Source organism: Robertmurraya sp. DFI.2.37, assembly GCF_029211245.1.
Taxonomy (GTDB): domain Bacteria; phylum Bacillota; class Bacilli; order Bacillales; family Cytobacillaceae; genus Robertmurraya; species Robertmurraya methanolica_A.
In genome coordinates, this window is record NZ_JARGEJ010000625.1 from 1 (window position 1) to 302 (window position 302).

The 302-nt window shown below is 42.7% G+C and carries 1 protein-coding gene; it reads left to right on the forward strand.

Annotated elements, in window-relative coordinates; translation table 11 throughout:
- Nucleotides 1–302, forward strand: a 302-nt coding sequence (locus PZE06_RS27975; RefSeq protein ID WP_483314096.1) for a TroA family protein, incomplete at both ends; no start/stop codon positions are given.

Below are 302 nucleotides of genomic sequence, written 5' to 3' on the forward strand. Positions count from 1 at the left end.
ATTAATATCAACTATTTGGGGACAGAGTATACATTCCCAAACCCCGTGGAGAATATTCTTGCTGCCAGCTTTGAATCAATGGAGGATTCGGTTGCACTCGGAATCAAGCCATTTGGTGTATTAGAAGTAGGAGGGAAGATTCCTGAGTATTTAAGTGAGCTTGAAGGAGCGGCATTGATAGGAGATAAAAGAGCTCCGAGTGCAGAGGCGATTCTTTCTTTAGATCCTGATGCGATCATTGGTACTTCGAATTGGGGCGAGGATGTGATGACACAAATGAATAAATTAGCTACTACTATCCC